Here is an 18,351-nt window from a genome sequence, read left to right as displayed (position 1 = left end):
GGTGTATTTTTAGACTAAAGACAGTAATTGCTATTTCTGGAATAGACCGGCTTAAGAAAAACTCAATTAATGGTAATTATGAAAGATTTTTGACGCTTCGTTGTATGCAGATTCAAAACTCATAGGTCTAATACCAGAATCATCTTTCACACTCGTAAAATAAGAGAGTATTTTTTCTGTAGGCATATTTCCTGTTAAGTCATCTTTTGCCATGGGGCAACCGCCAAAGCCTTGTATGGCACCATCAAAACGACGGCATCCTGCTTTATAGGCAGCGTCAATTTTCTCGTGCCATTTCGCAGGTGTCGTATGCAAGTGAGCACCAAACTCTATTTGAGGATACTTTGGAATAAGATTGCTAAATAAATAATCGATAGTCTTTGCATCAGAACTTCCTACTGTATCTGATAGTGATAATATTGAAACTCCCATATTGGAGAGCTTCTCTGTCCACTCTCCTACTATTTCAACATTCCAGGGGTCGCCATAGGGATTACCAAAACCCATAGAAATATAGGTAACCACTTCTTTATTATGTTTATCTGCAAGATTTAATATTTCCTGAAGTAACGCCACAGATTCTGCTATGGTTTTATGGGTATTACGCATCTGAAAATTTTCAGAAATACTAAATGGATAACCCAAATAATTAATTTCAGGATGAACAACCGCTTCCTCTGCTCCTCGTAAATTTGCTATAATTGCCAGCAATTTTGTCGAAGTTCTACTTAAATCTATTTTACCTAGTACCTCAGCCGTATCCACCATTTGAGGAATGGCTTTGGGAGATACAAAACTTCCAAAATCGAGTGTATCAAAACCGCACCGCAATAAAGATTGCAAATATTGCACCTTCATATCTGTAGGAATAAAGTCTTTTATACCCTGCATTGCATCACGTGGACATTCTATAATTTTAAGCGCCTGGCTCATTGTTTAAATTTAAATAACAGGATAAAGATACAATTTAAAGGAAGTAGGTTATCAATACTATTCTCCATGCATATGGGTAGGTATAACTAGTGTAAATGTAGACCCTTTGCCCATTTCACTTCTAGCTTCAATGTGCCCTCCTATTTTACTAGCTATTTCTTGACATAAGATAAGACCTATACCATTACCAGGTTCATCAGCAGTTCCCTTTAAGGTATAGCGCTCTTGATCTACTAAGACCTTTTTAATTTTATCTTCAGAAATACCAATACCCGTATCTGTAATATTAATATGATAATAGTCTTTATTATAATATGTGCTAAATGTTATGGTACCATCAACGGGAGTAAATTTAACAGCGTTATTGATTAGATTACGCAGTAAAACACGCAATACCTGAGAATCGGTATTAATAGTTTCTTCTTTGTTAATATTATTTACAACGTTAATGTTTTTTCGGTTTATAAAAATCATTTCTACTTGTAGCGCCTCTCTTATAAATTTGTCTGTATTTAATTTACTATAGCTGAATTTAAAACCATTCATTTGAGATTTTGCCCACACAAGCACATTTTCAATCAGATAAAATAAATCTGAAGTTTGCTTTTGCAATTCGCTATACACCAAGGCAGTCTCTTCTTCATTTAAATTTTTATGATCCTCATGAAGTAAATTTATGCTGTTTAATATTGCTGCTAAGGGACTTTTAACATCATGAGCTACAATGGAAAACAAATTGTCTTTTTGACGATTAATAGCGGCAAGGTCACTGTTACTTGCATTAAGTCGCTTCTGATTATCTTTTAGAACCTGATTGTTCTGTGCCTTAAATTTATAGAGACGATAAAGTATTATAATAATTATTAGAAGTAGTACAAGTATAATACCCACTGCATATATAGCGTGTTTCTGGCGTTCTATTTGTAAGGATTGAATTTCGGACTCATTGCGTAATAACTCATTTTCATAAGCACGCTCTTCTTGAGCATATTTTGCTTTTATATTCTGAAAAATATTAGTTTGCTCCTCGTTATGAACTGTCTTATTCAGAGTCTTATATCGCTGCGAGTAGGCTAAAGCTTTTGCAAACTGATTCAAAGACTGATAAATAACTTCCTTAGATTCATAAAATACAAGGGTGAGATAATGATCATTTAAAGATAGTATCTTCTCCTCAAGCCCTTCTAATAAATTCTCTGCTTCATTATATTTCCCAAGACTATTCAACACTTGAGCTTTATAACAAGTCGCAAGTAATTTAAACTGTAACGGAACATTTTTCTGTTCTAAAGAGGCATTCAAACTTTTTAAAGCCTCTTCAGGTTGATTAAGTAGAAACTGGGCCGTACCCATATTATAATTAGCTACAGAAAGCATACGCTTATCCACTAGCTTTTTTGAATAGGCTATAGAGAGTTTAGCATAATAATAAGCACTGTCCAGATTTTTCTTTTCGCGATGTACTGCACCTAAATTAATGATCTCTTTTGTGTATTGACTCGTATGCTTAGCAGTATCAAGAAGCTTAATTGACTTGTGAAAATTTTCAAGAGCCGCATCATAATCCTTTAAATAGAAATCTAGAGCACCCAGATTTCCATATGTCGTACTCAGACCATTTAAATCTGTACTCTTCTTATAATATTGAAGCGATTTCTGAAATTCAAGTATAGCGTCTGTATATTGGGAGGTTACGACATTGTAAGTCCCCATTCTATTATGGGCCTTGGCTATTGCAGCTTGAGAATTAATTTTCTTAGCTAATTCAAGTGATCTTTCAATATATATCTTGGAAGAATCTGGTTTATAATACAAGTACTGATAGGCGATCTGCTCATTAATATCACTACGTATGGAATCTGATTTTGTATTATTCAGGACATTTTGAAGAGAATCTATAATGACTTTTTGCCCGTAACTCACATTTGTAAACGAACACAACAACCAGCTGTTGAGTAGAAAAATAATCCACATCTTTATATTAGAGCTGCTTGTTATAGACATTAATGTATTTAGGGTTTTAGGGTTTATTAGGTAATTTAAGCAGAAAATGGTTTTATATTATAAGCCGCGCAATAAAATTTCAGAATTTATTTTTTTAATAAGTTGGGGGCCTTCATAAATAAATCCTGTATAAAGCTGAACTAGCGAAGCACCAGCTTCTAATTTTTCTATAGCATCTTCTTTTGTATGAATACCTCCTACTCCTATGATCGGGAACGCATTATTACTTTTTTCAGATAAAAATCGTATTACTTCTGTTGAGCGACTTCTTAAGGGTTTACCGCTTAAACCACCCATTTCAAATTTAGTTTCTGAAGTAAGCCCATTTCTACTTATGGTTGTGTTGGTAGCAATTACACCTGCAATATTGGTTGTGTTTACGATCTCGATTATATCGAGTAATTGATCATTTGTAAGATCTGGAGCTATCTTTAAAAGAATAGGTTTTTGACGTTGCTTATTAACATTGAGTTGCTGCAAACCGGTTAATAATTTTGTCAACGGTTCTTTGTCTTGTAAGGCTCTCAAATTAGGCGTATTTGGCGAACTTACATTTACAACAAAGTAGTCTACATAATCGAATAAAGCGTTAAAGCATATTTTATAATCTTCAAATGCTTCCTCATTAGGCGTGATTTTATTCTTACCAATATTACCGCCTATTAAAACATTTTTATTCTTTTTTAATCGTTTTACAGCCTCATCTACTCCTCCATTATTAAATCCCATTCGGTTAATAATTGCTTGATCTTCTTTAAGCCGAAATAGACGCTTTTTAGGGTTTCCATCTTGGGGCTTAGGAGTAAGAGTTCCGATCTCGACAAATCCAAAACCAAAATCAGAAAGTTCTTGAAACAATTTTGCATCTTTATCAAAACCAGCAGCAAGACCTACTGGATTTTTAAATTTTAAGCCGAATACCGTACGTTCTAAGCGCTTATCTTCTATATTAAATACGGGTTTCAAAAGTTTAGTTAACCCAATCCCACTTAATAAGCGAATACTCTTAAAGGTAAAATGGTGTACTTTTTCTGGATCATATTTGAACAGTAAAGGCCTAATAATTGATTTATACATAGTAGCTGAGTAAGTGGCTTCAAAAATACATTTGCTCAAGTAATTTCTAAAAGAAATAGTGAGTTAATAGTTAGCATTTTTTCAAGTAAATCGTTTATCCACGGCAAATAATTCAATAAATAAGGATTAAGTCATTTAATACTGATTAATAACTCAACATTTAAAGAATAAATTTTAACGGGTGTGCTATAATCTATAAAGAGAATATTAATTTTGCGAAAAATTTTAGTTACCGATGGGTTAGACTTTATAATTAAAAATTATAAGCAAGATATTTGTATTTAAAATATTAGGAATATTACGGCCACACTCATCGATAAGCAACCTCCAGTTATGATAGAAAAAGACGCACTAGTAAATAGATTTTTGAGTTATGTGACTATAGACACACAAAGTGATGAAAATAGTCTGAGTACACCCAGTACATCCAAGCAATGGGATCTTGCAAATAAACTGCATCAGGAATTGTTAGATATGGGCCTTTCTGACGCCTCCATTGATGAAAATGGCTACATTATGGCTACTCTGCCATCAACAACATCGGCTATTGTACCTACCATTGGCTTTATTGCGCATTATGATACTACACCAGATTTTACAGGAACTAATGTTAATCCGTTAATTATAGAAAATTACGACGGAAAAGATATCGTGTTAAATGCCGATTTAGATATAGTTTTATCACCAGGCGATTTTGATGATTTATTGCAATATGAAGGTCAAACATTGATCACGACAGATGGAACTACACTATTAGGTGCAGACGATAAAGCAGGTATTACCGAAATAATGGAAGCTGTAAAATATCTTAAAAATAATCCGCAAATTGAACACGGAACTATACGCGTGGGATTCACACCCGATGAAGAAATAGGTCGTGGCGCACATAAATTTGATGTTGATAAGTTTGGTGCTGCTTGGGCCTACACTATGGATGGAAGTCAGATTGGCGAACTAGAGTTTGAAAATTTTAATGCGGCTGGGGTAAAAGTTTTTGTAAAAGGAAAAAGTGTGCATCCAGGTTATGCAAAAGGTAAAATGATTAACAGCATTTATATTGCTCAAGATTTTATCAATTCGCTACCACGTTTAGAAACTCCGGAGCATACTTCTGATCGGGAAGGTTTTTTCCATTTAAATGGCATAACAGGAGATGTAGAGCAAACTGTACTAGAGTATATCATTAGAGATCACGATAGCGGGCATTTTGAAGCTAGAAAAGAAGTTCTACATAATCTGGCTGTAGAAATCAATAGTCAGTATGGCTTAGAGCTTATAAGTATTGAAATTAAAGATCAATATTTTAATATGCGCGAGAAAATTGAGCCCGTTATGCATATTGTAGATTTAGCTGAAGATGCTATGCGAGCAATAGGTGTTAAACCATTAATAAAACCAATTCGTGGTGGTACAGATGGTTCTCAACTTTCATTTATGGGTTTACCTTGCCCTAATATATTTGCCGGTGGTCATAATTTTCACGGAAGATTTGAATATGTTCCTGTCGAAAGTATGATAAAAGCTACAGAGGTAATAGTTAAGATTGCTGAACTAGCAACGAAATTATAAAAAATAAAGCCCTGACTTTTCAAAAAAGTCAGGGCTTTATTTTTTTTTAAAACTCACTACAAATTTACGTAGTCTGGAATACCCTTTACCCCTTGTAATACTTTAGCGTCTAGATCTGTAGTCTCAGAACTGTGTAGGACAGACATATCTCCGGTAGACTCAAGAATTACCGCTCTAACTTCAGAAAATTTAAGGGCATTGGATTCTCTTAATTTTGCTATTAAATCATCTTCACCTACGTTTGTTTTATCAAGGTTTTCATATAATATTTTACCCTCATACATCAACATAACGGGTGAATTTGTAAATAAAGAATCCAGTCTTTTTGACTTTCTAGTTACATAAGAAAAAAACGTCTGAAATAAGACTATACCTCCTAGAGCTATACTTCCTTTAAGGAGAGATTGATTTGTATTCAATACCACCGATGCTAATATCGATCCTATAGCAATCGTAGATGCAAAATCGAAACTCGACATTTTGGCAAATGTGCGCAGACCGCTTATTCGAGTTATTAGAATAATTACTGAAAATATGACTAGTATCGATATAAGTACTTTTACAATGATTGAGGCAGAAGCAAATGTCCAGGTTTCCATAGTTGTAAGAATAAATTGTTAGTTGTTGCTCAAAATAAAGTATTGCGCGGGGTTAAACCATAGATCGTTCTTTAATTTCTAAAATATTTAACTACATCTTGTTAAATATTGTTATTGTAAATAAGGCAGAATTTATAATAATATAGATTTGAGATTGAATCAACCAAGCTATTTATAAACACGTATTACTACTATGAATGCGATTCTCACTTCTCCAGTAAAATCTAGTCCTGCACAGTTCGACTCTATTTTAAATACTGTTGGAAATACACCTCTTGTACATCTCAAACAACTGTCTGCCCTAACAGGAATTGATGTATATGGTAAATTAGAAATGGCAAATCCCGGCGGTAGTATCAAAGACCGAACCTCTTTAAGTATTATAGAAGAAGGCATTAAGAAAGGTGATATAACTCCTAGCACTACCCTTATTGAAAGTAGTAGCGGTAACATGGCTATAGGATTAGCACAAGTTTGTAGATATTACAATATTCCGTTAATAATTGTAGTTGACCCTAAAGCTAACAAGCATACTCTAAAAATCTTAAACGCTTATGGTGTAAAAGTTGATATAGTCAATAAACCCAATGATGAAGGTGGTTATTTAGGTGCTCGTCTGGATCGCGTGCAAGAATTGGTAGATACACTCGATAATGCGGTATGGACAAATCAATATGGGAATAGAGCAAACCCAAAAGCACATTATGTAACGATGTCTGAAATTGCTTCTAGTTTGCCCGATGCAGATTACGTTTTTTCAGCAACTAGCACTTGCGGAACTTTAATGGGTTGCGCATCATATATTCAAGAGAAAAATCTCTCAACAAAATTAATCGCTGTTGATGCACAGGGTAGCGTTATTTTTGGTAATAAACCCAAAGAGCGTTTTATTCCCGGACACGGTGCAGGTTTACCTTCACAATTTTTAGATAAATCTTCTATTTATGATGTAATGCATATTTCTGATATGGAATGTGTAATGGGATGTAAAAAATTACTGGAAATAGAAAGTATATTAGCTGGAGGTTCTTCCGGTGCTGTTACTACAGCGTTTTTAAAACGAGTACCTGAACTACCAAAAAACTCAAAATGTGTTTTAATTCTTTGCGATCGCGGAGAGCGGTATCTGGAAACTATTTATAATGAAGAATGGGTAGCTAAAAAATTAAAATAATGCCATCGGAAGCTTTCAATATAGCAATAATTGGGTTTGGACCTAAAGGTTTTTATGGTTTTGAACGCATTCTGGCATTTTTAAAAAAGTACAACATATCATCTGATGTAAACATTCATCTATTTAATGAGTCTGAAGCATTTGCCACAGGGTGGGTTTACGATGTAAATCAACCTGATTATTTATTGATGAATTATCCCAATCAGTTTATATCCTGTGCTCCCGCTTCAGATCCACCTGCGTTAGTAACTATACCTTCATTTACTTCCTATATTTCTAAACGCACCGGTAATTCTGAAGATTATGAAAATTCTCAAATTGCTCCACGTAAAGAGGTAGGCGCCTATCTGAGCTGTTACTTTAATAAGTTAAAGGATGTTGCTATACCTTCAATCAAAATATATACCTATGTTGTCCGCGTAGATGCAATTCACAAAATAGAATCTAGATATCGTATAGATGCTAAATCACTTGGAATGGAGGTTATTGTAGATAAACTTTTAATTACAACAGGTCATTCCCCAAGTATCATAAGTAAAAAAACTACGGACGATTCTACAGATGCTACAATTCCATTTGTATATCCTTTTTCTGAAAAACTAAAAGGTATAAAATCGCAAGCTGTAGTAAGTTGTAAAGGTCTGGGCTTAACTGCTATTGATACTATTTTAGGACTTACCGAAGGCCGATCTGGATACTTCAAAAAAGTTGATGAACAACAGTTGATGTATTATAAAAGTGGTTTAGAACCTAAATACATCCTTCCATTTTCCAGGTCTGGTATTCCTATTATACCTCGCGGAAGTCATACCACGAAACAAAAACAAATCAGTTTTTACTTTAAACGCTTTGTTACCGGAATTAAAAACACTACCACTATATTTGATTTTGAATCTGCACTATTACCTATAATAGAACAGGATATTATTGCGTCCTTTTATTTTCAATTATTTAAAAATAAAAATATCTCTATTGACCCTGATATCTCTTTTGACGAACTCGAAAAAAGAATTCTTATCTTTCACAAAGAAAATCCTGAGGTTAAACCATTTTCGGTGAATGAATTATATAATCCTCACCAGATTGAAGGAATAAATAGTAATTTCAGCGTTATAAAATACTGGAAATTTTGGATAATCGAAAATTCAAATCCTACTAGCCCATATGTGGCAGCGGCAGCGGCATGGCGTTTTATATCTGATGATTTTAATTATTTGTATAGTTCTAATCGTCTAACACCAGACTCTAAGAATTTCTTTCAAAAAAGCTATTTCGGATTATTCAATCGTATCTCCTACGGTCCACCTGTGCAAAATATTGAAAAAATGATTGCACTTCATAACGCTGGAATTTTAGATTTTACATTTGTCAAAAGTCCGATTATAAAAAAAGAAAATGAGAAGTTTATCTTTCGTTCTAATACCGAAGCTATAGAGGTTGATTATCTTGTAGACTCGAGATTGCCAAGAGGATTTTCAAAAGAGGCTCCAGTTATTTTTAATAACTCTTCTGACGGACTCTTTTCAGTAGAGGAGAAATCAGTAGATTATAACGAACTAAGGTGCACTGCAGATGGTAGTATTATAAATCGGAATGATACCATAAATAAAGATATTGTCTGCTACGGCACGCCCACAGAAAATATTCTGTTTGATAACGATACGCTATCCAGAAAACACAATGATACTGTAACGCAATGGGCGCAGAATACAGCCTTATTAATTTTAAAAAATACGAACCGGTTAACCGCTACAAATGAATACTAAATTACCCAAGTTAGAACCTATTACTTCAGAATGGATGTTCAAGTTTATCAATAATTATGAACTTCAGGAATCCCTTTTTAAATCTTACGAATCGCCTATAAACATACACAGCTTAGATGCCTTCTCCCGTAATATAAAAGAGTATCAGGAAATTTTAGCAACCTATAATTTTAATAGCAAAATATTCTTTGCACGTAAAGCAAATAAATTTCAGAATCTTATAACCGCTGCAGTCGCAAATGGAATCGGTGTAGATACTGCTAGCTATGAAGAATTAAAACAATGTATTGATCTTCAGGTATCATCAGATAAACTCATATCCACTGCAGCAATAAAGAGCAGAAAACTACTGGAGCTTGCCATTAAAAATAAGGTCCTACTGGTGATTGATAATCAGGACGAACTGGATCAAGTTGCACAAATTGCAAGAGAATATAATATTAAAGCTAAAATAGGAATTCGTATTTCTGGGTTTTACTATGAAGGCAACAAACTTTTGAGTCGCTTTGGTTTTGACATTGATGATATCGAAAATCTATTGCAAAACTATTTTACAGAAGCCAACGAGCATTTGTTTAATATTGAAGGGTTCCATTTTCATTTAGATGGTTACAGCACTTCACAGCGTGGTGAATCAATACATCAAACACTAGACTTAATTGAAAACCTTAACTCTTCAAAAACCTCATTTAAATTTATAGATATTGGCGGCGGAATTTTGATGAATTATTTAAGACATCAAAATGAATGGAATCTATTTAAAACAGAGCTTCAAGATGCCGTTTTAGAAAACCGCGAACCTCTTACTTATAATAATGATGGTTTAGGTTATACAAATAGAAACGGACAAATAGAAGGTGACTTGGCAACATACCCCTATTATAATGAAAACTCCAAAGCCAGTTTTCTTAAAGAAATATTAGATACTACAAATGATTCAAGTAAAGCTGTATATCAAAGATTAGAGCAATTAAATATTGAATTAAGACTAGAACCGGGAAGAAGTTTACTCAACCAGGTTGGAATTACTGCGGCTCGAGTTGCACATCGCAAAGTTGATGCGCGTGGAAATCACCTCATTGGTTTAGAAATGAATATGTCCCAAATGAAAAGTTCGAGTGCAGATTTTTTACTCGATCCGTTTGTGAGTTACAATAACCCGATTAAAGAAGCTGAACCAGTTGAAGTGTATTTTACAGGAGCTTATTGTTTAGAACGTGATATTCTTTTAAAGAGAAAAATTGAACTTCCTCAATTACCAGAAATTGGAGATACTATCATTTTTGTAAATACAGCAGGCTATATGATGCACTTTTTTGAAACTGAAGCACATCTATTTAAGAGAGCTCAAAACCTTTCAGTTTTAGGAAGAAAAGAACATTATACATTTGATGATTTTAAAACTGAATAATTTTAAAAATAATTATTATTTGTAATAATACATTTAATCTGGTAGTTTGTAAAGATGTCGAATTAAAATCTGCGTTGAAATTATATTTTAATAATTTTCAAATACTTAAAGTCATATGAGATATGTTTAATGCCTATAAAATCTGGTTTTAATAATATCATTTAAGATAATTTTAATCTATCAGTGAACATAATTTAACCTTTATTTTGAATAATTGATTTTTTGCAATAGTAATTTTAAAGTTATTAATCAACCTATTCAATGTTATGGCGAATAAAACAAATGAAGAATCAACTTCAAAAAAAATCGACCAATTATCATCCCATTATAAAGATCCTAAGGACAAAACCCTAACAACAAATCAAGGTCTAAAAGTAAACGATACTAATAATTCTCTAAAATCTGGTGAACGCGGAGCAACTCTTTTAGAGGATTTTTTATTGCGTGAAAAAATTACAAGCTTTGATCACGAGCGTATTCCAGAACGTATTGTACACGCGCGAGGAAGTGCCGCACATGGATATTTCGAACTTTATAAGAGTATAGAAAATTATACAAAGGCAGGTCTTTTTACAGATACTAAAAGAAAGACGCCAGTATTCGTTCGATTTTCAACTGTAGCTGGGTCTAAAGGTTCTCCAGATCTTGCCCGCGATGTACGTGGCTTTGCAGTAAAATTTTATAATGAAGAAGGAACCTGGGATCTTGTAGGTAACAATATGCCAATATTTTTTATACAGGATGCGATGAAATTTCCGGATTTGATCCATTCCGTAAAACCAGAACCACACAGAGAAATCCCACAAGCTGCATCTGCTCACGATACATTCTATGATTTTGTTTCTCGCGCTACAGAAACACTTCATAATCATATTTGGGTTATGAGTGATCGCGCAATTCCTCGTAGTTATCGTATGATGGAAGGCTTTGGAATTCACACATTTCGCTTTATAAATAAAGAGGGGAAATCCCATTTTGTAAAATTTCATTGGAAACCGGTATTAGGTGTTCATTCTGTTACTTGGGATGAAGCTGTAAAAATAAATGGTGCAGATTCTGATTTCCACAGAAGAGATTTATGGGACGCTATTGAAGCAGGCCAATATCCGGAGTGGGAATTTGGTATTCAAGTTGTAGCTGAAGAAGATGAGCACAAGTTTGATTTTGATCTTTTAGATCCTACAAAACTAATTCCAGAAGAGATGGTACCGGTAGAAATTATTGGTAAGATGACATTAAATAGAAATCCAGAAAATTTCTTTGCAGAAACTGAACAAGTTGCATTCTTACCAGGTCATATTGTGCCAGGAATAGATTTTACAAATGATCCCTTATTACAAGGGCGTCTATTCTCTTATAGAGATACACAGTTATCACGTTTGGGAAGTCCAAATTTCCACCAGATACCTATCAATAAACCTATTGTTCCTACACACAATAATCAGCGTGATGGGCACATGCAAACTGAAATTCCTAAAGGACAAACAGCATATTTCCCAAATTCCTTGACAATGGGTTGTCCGCATCTTGCTAAAATGGCTGATGGTGCATTCACATCATATGAAGAGCGTATTGATGCGCGTAAAATACGATCTAGAAGTGAAAGCTTTAGTGATCACTATTCACAACCTGCCCTATTTTATAGAAGTTTAGCACCTTGGGAACAAGAGCATGTAGTAGATGCCTACACGTTTGAATTAGGCAAATGTGAGCATAGTTATATTAAGGAACGTATGTTATGGATTATTAATAATATTGATACTAGCCTTGCAAACAAAGTCGCTAAAGGTTTAGGTATGGAAATTCCTGATAGTATCGAAGAGCCTGTTAATCAAGCTATAGGTGCTGATGCTGAAGTAGAAAAGTTTCAGCCTATTCCTAAGAAAGAATATTTAAAATCTGATAAAGCTTTAAGTCAAGCACATACTAAATTCAATAGCATTGCTACACGTAAAGTGGCTGTACTTGCAGGAGATGGCTTTTCAATGAGTGATTTTAAACCATATAAAGATATTCTGGAAAAAGAAGGTGCGATGGTTAAAATTATTGCTCCACACGGCGGTACCATTAAATGTGATGAGAATATGGAGCATAAAGTTGCAGCGGCAATTATGACTACTGAAAGTGTATTATTTGATGCTGTTTTTGTGCCTGGTGGTAAAAAATCTGTGGATGCCCTGCTTAAGAACGGAAAGTTTAGCAAATTTATAAGCGAGGCTTTCAAACACTGTAAAGCCATTGCAGTATGTAATGAGGCTGAAGATTTACTTAAAAATAGCTACATCAAAGATTATAATGATGATAAAGCTTTATTTGTAAACGCTAAACAACCTCAAGAATTTGTGGATGCTATGGCAAAACACAGAAATTGGGATCGAATGGAAAAAGCTTCTAGTATTCCAGTTTAAACATTTAATAATGAAAAAGGGCTACCAAATGGTAGCCCTTTTTTTTCTCAAAAATTTAAGCTCCTCGCTTCTTATCTTTGTTTTTCTCTCCGTATTGATTAACATGCTTATCCTTTAAAGGACCTTTATCAATACTTTGTTTATCTTCTTTTTTATCGTTTTTAGATTCTTTACTATCCTTACTCATAGCTAATTTATTTACGATTAATAATTAATTTAAATTGAATCAGTTTAAGGTACTTAATTATAAGATTAGTCAGTCTTAAATATTTCCTATAATTATAAGCAGGAATAGAAACACTACCAATTAAGATTAATCAACTTCGCTTTTGTAAGTGGTTTTTCTACATAGCCTTTAACGCATTCAAACTGACTAGCTTTCCATTTGTCTGCAACATCTACAGATGATGTTACCAGTATAATAACGAATCTTTCCGGATTCTTTAATCTTTCCAGTTGTTTAATAAATTCCCATCCATTTAACTCAGGCATATTAATATCAAGGTAAATCAAATAGCCTTTAGAAAAAGAATTTTTTTGAATAACATCAAGAGCTTCAGCAGCATCTACGAAGATAGAAGTCACCGTTTTAAGAACATGGGCGATTAAATATTGATGAACCTTGCATATAACTTTGTCATCATCTATTATAAATACTTCCTGTTCCATAAAGGGTATTAACTATTTAATTGAGATGCTTTATTTGATATGGAACGTATAATTTTATCTAACTCTTTAGCGGATTCAAGGATCTCCGTAAGAAACATTTTATTTTCTTCAGTATCTAAATCAAAGTCTTCATTAATAAGGCCTATAATACCCATCATTTTTGCTAATGGTGCTCGTACCACATGCGACTGTACGTGCGAAATTTCCTGAAGACGAGTATTTCTATCCTCTATTTGCTTAATATAATTGAGCGTGTCAGATATATTCACAGCCATTACTACACGTGAGAAATTCTTACTTCCGTGCAATTGATTACTGTGAATTTCTACCTTAAATTCTGAGGCATCCTTACGCTTGTGGCGATAAACTCCTATTTTTTGAAGTCCGATCTCCTTTTTGGTCCGATTTACGGCATCCATTAAAATTTGAATATCATCTTGTGGTCTTAAATCCTTGAGTGTCATCGATAAGAATTCCTCTCTTGTAAATCCATAATCTTTCTCTGCAGCAAGATTAACCTCAGTTATTTCAAGAGTTTCCAGATTATATACAAATGATGGAATAGGCATCAATTGAAATAAATCACTATATCTTTTTTCAGATTCTACTAATGAAAGTTTAAGTAATTTTTGAGATGTAATATCTTGAAAAGTTCCCTCAATATGCGCCGGATTAAATAATTTAAAGGTTTTACTGCATCGTATCCACTTAATCTTACCGTCCACTAGTATTCTAAAATGAAATGAGGACTCAGAAGTTGAAGATTCTGTCTGAAATTTCGCTTTAAATTGATCTACATCATCCGGATGAACCGTACTAATTAAATACGTGTAATTGAAGCTTTGCACTCTCGGATTAATACTCCATATTTCAAATATCTGATTCGACCAAAACTCTTTATTTGTAAGACGATTCAGTTCCCAGTAACCAAGTTTTGCGATTTTCTGCGCAATCTTTAATCGCTTATTAGTATTTGCAAGCTTTCTCGAGTCTACTTTACGCTGTGTAATATCAGCGTGAGTCCCAAACATTAATTTAGGAGTTCCATCAGAATTCCAAGTTACTGTTCTCCCTCTATCTAGGATCCAAACCCATCCCCCATTTTTATCGCGTAAACGATATTCACAAGTATAAAAATCTGTTTCCCCATCAAAATAGGCTGTTAATGTCTTTTCAAATAGCTCAACATCGTTTTTATGCACCCGTGCTGTGAATGAATCTTTCGTTTCCGGTTGCATTTCATAAAGATCGTATCCCAGCATTTCAGCCAGTTTATCATTAAAATGGACATTTCCAGAATTTAAATCCCATTCCCATGTACCTACATTAGAGGCTTCTATAATATTAGAAAAGCGCTCCGATTTGTGTTTATACTGGGCTTTACTTAATTCGAGATCATGGCTTTTCTTTTGTAATTCAAAAATTTGTAAAATTTGATTAGCCAGTAGGCTTAAACCATCTATTTGCTGTTGTGAGATTTCTCTGGGTTTATGATCAATTACACAGAGTGTTCCTAGTACATAATCATCATGAGTGATGATAGGAAACCCTGCATAAAATATTATAAATGGATAACCTACCACGTAGGTATTATTTACAAACCGCTCGTCTAGATGGGCATTTTCAACTATTAAAGGATTTTTGTGGTTTTTTAATAAGTGTTCGCAAAAAGCCTCTTCGCGCGGTATTTCTTTTAGATTAATTCCATAATTAGATATAAATGTATGGTGTGTGACATCCATGAAACTTATGAGTACAGATGGCGTATCTGCCAGTATTGCCGCTACTCGGGCTATCTGATCAAAGTCCTGCTTTGTTGAATCATTCACAGATCTGTATGAACTTACGCACTTAAGACGTTTTACTTCCCGCTCTTCTATCTGGTACATATAGTGTAATTATCAATCATATAAACATGCTCTATGCGGGGTTTGAATACTATATAAGTTAAAAGCATTTGCGGGGAACAATTACATCCAACTCATTTATAATTATGTAAGAAACATTATTAATTATAATTAATGGGGTAATAATTACTAGACAAATAATGTTTAGTAATTCTATTTTAAATATAATTACCTTATTATCAGCATTTTAATTTACTAGTATTACAATATTCAATTATTTCTTTATGGCTATATCTTTAAAGCTAATATTTATATATCTAATTTTCAAATCTTTAATACAATAACCAGTAATGATTTGAAAATTTGAAGTTTAGAATATTGAATAACTAATCTAAATACAGAATAGCGCTTGCAGTTCGTAATCAATCCCTCCCCTATTAAATTAGAGTTAATTATAGATAATTATAAATAGAACTACTCTCCACTTGTGTAATTTTAAATAAAAAAAATTATGAGTTCGAGTGTATTATTATTAGGTGCTTCTGGTGCTTTGGGGCTGGAAATAGCAAAACGACTAAAAAGAGACTTAATTCCTTTTAGAGCGCAAACGAGCTCACAAGAAGGAATGGCTAAACTGTTGCCCTATACAAATGATATTTGGGTTGTAGACCCGGCAAACAATCCTGAGGAGATAAAAGATATAACCTTAGGAGTGGACGCTGTAATTTCAGGTATGGGAAAGAGCGTAAGCTTATTTACAAGTTCTCCAGACACATTTAATGAGGTTGATCATGTAGGTAATTCTGAAGTACTTTTAGATGCGCTAAAAAATAAGGTTCCATACTATATTTATGTTTCTATAAAAGAAGCTGGTCACAATGATGATTTTGCAATTCCTAAAAATCATAAAAAATTTGAAGATAAATTAACAGAAACTGAAATTCCGCATTGTATTTTAAGACCAGTGGGTATGTTTTCTGGTCTTCACGACCTTGCCATAATGGCAAAACGAAATATGATTCCTATAATTGGGGATGGTGAAGCAAGAACAAATAGTATTTCACAAGATGATATGGCAGAGGTGGTCATTACTACATTAAAAAATAGAACTACAGGTGTACAGCTTATTGGCGGTCCTGAAATTCATACCAGATTTGAAATGGCCGAAATGATTCAAGATCGTTTTGGTGCCAAAATTGTCAAAATACCAAAGACAATAGCAGATATCGGTGCTTTCTTACCACGATTTTTTGATAAGAATTTTTACGATAAGATCAATTTTTTTAAATATATAACTACCCATGATATGATTGGAGATAAACACGGTGTTATGACATTTAAACAGTATTTACAAGGAATTAACGAAAACGATTTGCCTTAATGGAGAAATATGATAGCATAATTATAGGAAGTGGAATTAATGGTATAAGTGCAGCCATTTATCTGCAGCAGAAAGGGTTAAACACGGTTATTTATGAGGGCTCCTCAACTGCCGGAGGATCTACAAAAACCGAAGCTTTAACATTACCGGGATATAAACATGATACCGGTTCTGCAATCCACCCTATGGCATATGCATCTCCATTTTTTACAACCTTACCCTTAAAAAAATTTGGTTTAGAATGGGTATTTCCAGAAATTCCTTATGCGCATCCATTTTTAGATGGAAGCGCTTTAGCAGCATATACAGATGTAGAAAAAACAGCTTCCCAACTTGAAATAGATAAAGATTCATATCTAACATTATTCAGTAAGATAACGTCAAATTGGGAAGCCATTTCATCAGATTTACTAGGTCCGCTAACTATCCCATCACATCCATTTGATTTTGTACGATTTGGACTTAAAGCTATTCAATCTGCAGAACAACTTGGCGAACATTATTTTGAAAATGAAAAAACCAGAGCCTTTTTCTACGGTGCCGCTGCGCATTCAACTTTACCTATAGATGTCTGGGCTTCCAGTTCATTTGGTTTAGTTTTAAGCGTTATGGCGCATAAATACAATTGGCCGTTTCCTAAAGGAGGTGCAAGTTCTTTAGTAGATGCACTTATTTCTTATTATGAATCAATCGGTGGAAAACTCATATTGAATCACAAGGTTACAGACATCAAATTATTACCACAGTCCCGTTCCTTTGTTTTTGATTTAACCCCAAAACAGCTACTTGAAATTAAAAACACAGCACTGAGTTCCACATACAGAGATAGACTAAGCAACTATAACTACGGTCCTGGGATATTTAAAATTGATTGGGCGCTAGATGAACCTATTCCATTTACAAATGAAAAATGTCGTAAAGCTGGGACTATTCACATAGGATTTACTCCTGAAGAAATTAAAGATTCTGAAGCACTTACGCATAAAGGTGAAATATCTCAAACACCTTATATTTTAATTGCACAACATACAGTTTTTGATAAAACTAGAGCTCCAGAAAATAAGCATACTGCCTGGGCATACTGCCACGTTCCTAATGGAGATACAACAGATATGACTTCAGTAATTGAAGATCAGATTGAAAAAGCTGCTCCGGGATTTAAGAAAATTATTTTGGCAAGAAGTACTAAAAACACAAAGCAATTAGAGCGTTTTAATCCCAATATTATAGGAGGCGATATAAATGGTGGAAAGCAGGATATCACTCAATTGTTTACACGCCCGGTTGTAAAAGTCTCGCCATATAAAACATCTAACGATCAAGTATATATTTGCTCTTCATCTACACCTCCTGGCGGAGGAGTTCACGGAATGTGTGGTTTTAATGCGGCTAAAAAAGTATATAACGATCACTTCAAAAACTGAACCTACAAGAAATTTTAGCAGAAAATTAGCTTTACTACTTCTTGAGAAAACTAAAATTGGGATTATTTTTAACGGTCAACCGAATTCTA

At 33.9% G+C, this 18,351-nt stretch carries 14 protein-coding genes; 7 read left to right on the top strand and 7 right to left on the bottom strand.

Annotated elements, in window-relative coordinates; genetic code table 11:
- Positions 1 to 66 precede the first annotated feature (66 nt).
- From DSM00_RS04410 to DSM00_RS04400, 3 genes are read right to left on the bottom strand one after another with little or no spacing between them, the layout of a single operon-like run.
- Positions 67 to 933: a hydroxymethylglutaryl-CoA lyase gene (locus tag DSM00_RS04410; RefSeq protein ID WP_128756823.1), complete on the bottom strand. Its 867-nt coding sequence runs from the start codon at positions 931 to 933 to the stop codon at positions 67 to 69.
- Positions 934 to 990: 57 nt separating this feature from the next.
- A complete protein-coding gene (locus tag DSM00_RS04405; RefSeq protein ID WP_128756822.1) occupies positions 991 to 2,937 on the bottom strand; it encodes a tetratricopeptide repeat-containing sensor histidine kinase in 1,947 nt (648 codons plus the stop codon).
- A 57-nt stretch (positions 2,938 to 2,994) separates the two neighbouring features.
- Complete coding sequence (locus DSM00_RS04400; RefSeq protein ID WP_128756821.1) at positions 2,995 to 4,014, bottom strand: quinone-dependent dihydroorotate dehydrogenase; 1,020 nt, start codon at positions 4,012 to 4,014, stop codon at positions 2,995 to 2,997.
- 333 nt (positions 4,015 to 4,347) lie between these two features.
- Here DSM00_RS04400 and pepT point away from each other — a divergent pair, with 333 nt between their 5' ends.
- Positions 4,348 to 5,583, top strand: a complete 1,236-nt coding sequence (gene pepT / locus DSM00_RS04395; protein ID WP_128756820.1) for a peptidase T — start codon at positions 4,348 to 4,350, stop codon at positions 5,581 to 5,583.
- 56 nt (positions 5,584 to 5,639) lie between these two features.
- Here pepT and DSM00_RS04390 read toward each other — a convergent pair whose 3' ends face one another.
- Positions 5,640 to 6,182, bottom strand: coding sequence for a DUF421 domain-containing protein (locus DSM00_RS04390; RefSeq protein WP_128756819.1), 543 nt, complete (start codon positions 6,180 to 6,182; stop codon positions 5,640 to 5,642).
- Positions 6,183 to 6,375: 193 nt separating this feature from the next.
- On the opposite strand from DSM00_RS04390, the gene sbnA reads away from it, so the two are divergent.
- From sbnA to DSM00_RS04370, 4 genes are all read left to right on the top strand, one after another.
- Complete coding sequence (gene sbnA / locus DSM00_RS04385; protein ID WP_128756818.1) at positions 6,376 to 7,356, top strand: 2,3-diaminopropionate biosynthesis protein SbnA; 981 nt, start codon at positions 6,376 to 6,378, stop codon at positions 7,354 to 7,356.
- Positions 7,356 to 9,122 carry an FAD/NAD(P)-binding protein gene (locus DSM00_RS04380; RefSeq protein ID WP_128756817.1) on the top strand — a complete coding sequence of 589 codons (1,767 nt, stop codon included), beginning with the start codon at positions 7,356 to 7,358 and terminating at the stop codon, positions 9,120 to 9,122. The genes sbnA and DSM00_RS04380 overlap by 1 nt, the downstream gene beginning before the upstream one ends.
- Positions 9,112 to 10,533, top strand: coding sequence for a Y4yA family PLP-dependent enzyme (locus DSM00_RS04375; RefSeq protein WP_128756816.1), 1,422 nt, complete (start codon positions 9,112 to 9,114; stop codon positions 10,531 to 10,533). Before DSM00_RS04380 ends, DSM00_RS04375 begins: the two co-directional genes overlap by 11 nt.
- Before the next feature lie 266 nt (positions 10,534 to 10,799).
- The gene (locus tag DSM00_RS04370; protein WP_128756815.1) at positions 10,800 to 12,941 is read left to right on the top strand and encodes a catalase; all 2,142 of its coding nucleotides are present in this window, start codon (positions 10,800 to 10,802) and stop codon (positions 12,939 to 12,941) included.
- A 55-nt stretch (positions 12,942 to 12,996) separates the two neighbouring features.
- Here the strand turns inward: DSM00_RS04370 and DSM00_RS15710 are convergent, their stop codons facing one another.
- The 3 genes from DSM00_RS15710 to DSM00_RS04360 all read right to left on the bottom strand — a co-directional run bounded on the left by DSM00_RS15710 (position 12,997) and on the right by DSM00_RS04360 (position 15,499).
- A complete protein-coding gene (locus DSM00_RS15710) occupies positions 12,997 to 13,128 on the bottom strand; it encodes a hypothetical protein (RefSeq protein ID WP_262707464.1) in 132 nt (43 codons plus the stop codon).
- A gap of 113 nt (positions 13,129 to 13,241) precedes the next feature.
- Entirely contained in the window at positions 13,242 to 13,610 is a 369-nt protein-coding gene (locus DSM00_RS04365) for a response regulator (protein ID WP_128756814.1), read from the bottom strand.
- 8 nt (positions 13,611 to 13,618) lie between these two features.
- Positions 13,619 to 15,499: a PAS domain S-box protein gene (locus DSM00_RS04360; RefSeq protein WP_128756813.1), complete on the bottom strand. Its 1,881-nt coding sequence runs from the start codon at positions 15,497 to 15,499 to the stop codon at positions 13,619 to 13,621.
- 469 nt (positions 15,500 to 15,968) lie between these two features.
- Here DSM00_RS04360 and DSM00_RS04355 point away from each other — a divergent pair, with 469 nt between their 5' ends.
- Both DSM00_RS04355 and DSM00_RS04350 read left to right on the top strand, forming a co-directional pair.
- Positions 15,969 to 16,838, top strand: a complete 870-nt coding sequence (locus tag DSM00_RS04355) for an SDR family oxidoreductase (RefSeq protein WP_128756812.1) — start codon at positions 15,969 to 15,971, stop codon at positions 16,836 to 16,838.
- Positions 16,838 to 18,262 (top strand): phytoene desaturase family protein, encoded by a 1,425-nt coding sequence (locus DSM00_RS04350; RefSeq protein ID WP_128756811.1) that lies wholly within the window; start codon positions 16,838 to 16,840, stop codon positions 18,260 to 18,262. The genes DSM00_RS04355 and DSM00_RS04350 overlap by 1 nt, the downstream gene beginning before the upstream one ends.
- Positions 18,263 to 18,351: the final 89 nt, after the last annotated feature.

It is taken from the genome of Leeuwenhoekiella aequorea (assembly GCF_004104375.1).
Classification (GTDB): Bacteria; Bacteroidota; Bacteroidia; order Flavobacteriales; family Flavobacteriaceae; genus Leeuwenhoekiella; species Leeuwenhoekiella aequorea.
This window is presented reverse-complemented; position numbering and strand designations above follow the sequence as displayed.

Excerpts from the sequence above, each read along its gene's own strand:
- DSM00_RS04410 (WP_128756823.1), bottom strand. The coding sequence starts at position 933 with ATGAGCCAGGCGCTTAAAATTATAGAATGTCCACGTGATGCAATGCAG.
- DSM00_RS04350 (WP_128756811.1), top strand. The coding sequence starts at position 16,838 with ATGGAGAAATATGATAGCATAATTATAGGAAGTGGAATTAATGGTATA.
- sbnA (WP_128756818.1), top strand. The coding sequence starts at position 6,376 with ATGAATGCGATTCTCACTTCTCCAGTAAAATCTAGTCCTGCACAGTTC.
- DSM00_RS04390 (WP_128756819.1), bottom strand. The coding sequence starts at position 6,182 with ATGGAAACCTGGACATTTGCTTCTGCCTCAATCATTGTAAAAGTACTT.
- DSM00_RS04405 (WP_128756822.1), bottom strand. The coding sequence starts at position 2,937 with ATGTCTATAACAAGCAGCTCTAATATAAAGATGTGGATTATTTTTCTA.
- DSM00_RS15710 (WP_262707464.1), bottom strand. The coding sequence starts at position 13,128 with ATGAGTAAGGATAGTAAAGAATCTAAAAACGATAAAAAAGAAGATAAA.
- DSM00_RS04365 (WP_128756814.1), bottom strand. The coding sequence starts at position 13,610 with ATGGAACAGGAAGTATTTATAATAGATGATGACAAAGTTATATGCAAG.
- DSM00_RS04360 (WP_128756813.1), bottom strand. The coding sequence starts at position 15,499 with ATGTACCAGATAGAAGAGCGGGAAGTAAAACGTCTTAAGTGCGTAAGT.
- DSM00_RS04400 (WP_128756821.1), bottom strand. The coding sequence starts at position 4,014 with ATGTATAAATCAATTATTAGGCCTTTACTGTTCAAATATGATCCAGAA.
- DSM00_RS04355 (WP_128756812.1), top strand. The coding sequence starts at position 15,969 with ATGAGTTCGAGTGTATTATTATTAGGTGCTTCTGGTGCTTTGGGGCTG.
- DSM00_RS04375 (WP_128756816.1), top strand. The coding sequence starts at position 9,112 with ATGAATACTAAATTACCCAAGTTAGAACCTATTACTTCAGAATGGATG.
- DSM00_RS04380 (WP_128756817.1), top strand. The coding sequence starts at position 7,356 with ATGCCATCGGAAGCTTTCAATATAGCAATAATTGGGTTTGGACCTAAA.
- pepT (WP_128756820.1), top strand. The coding sequence starts at position 4,348 with ATGATAGAAAAAGACGCACTAGTAAATAGATTTTTGAGTTATGTGACT.
- DSM00_RS04370 (WP_128756815.1), top strand. The coding sequence starts at position 10,800 with ATGGCGAATAAAACAAATGAAGAATCAACTTCAAAAAAAATCGACCAA.